The organism is Vibrio sp. 10N.222.52.C12, from assembly GCF_041474215.1.
In the GTDB taxonomy this organism is placed as follows: Bacteria; Pseudomonadota; Gammaproteobacteria; order Enterobacterales; family Vibrionaceae; genus Vibrio; species Vibrio crassostreae_C.
Genome location: NZ_JBFRTR010000058.1, coordinates 1 through 311, shown reverse-complemented (window position 1 = coordinate 311; position 311 = coordinate 1). Strand labels below are relative to the sequence as shown.

1 protein-coding gene is annotated in these 311 nt (G+C 48.6%); it reads right to left on the bottom strand.

From position 1 onward, the window contains the following. On the bottom strand, positions 1 to 311 hold a 311-nt coding region (locus AB4623_RS11760), incomplete at both ends, for a transposase (protein ID WP_372146437.1).

The following is a 311-nucleotide window of genomic DNA, read 5'->3' as shown; positions in this document are numbered from 1 at the left end:
GCATTGTAATTTCTTAAGCTCAGTTGCCCTCCTAGCAACTGTTTAACTCGATACATCGCTGTTTCTGAGAGTGAACGTTTGTGGTATCCATACCGCTCTTTCCAATACTTATTTGAGCCGTATAATTTCTGGCAACCCACGGCGAGATTTCGAGGGTGACCACGCTCCCAGAAGGCTGCCCCTTCTCTTGGGGGAATAAGCGCAATGGCTCCCTTAATCTTAATAGCAGCGTGACACGCTCTCGTGTCGTAAGCGCCATCACCAGACACCTCAAGGATACTTCGGTGTGTTTGTTTCAGTAAGTTCGGGAG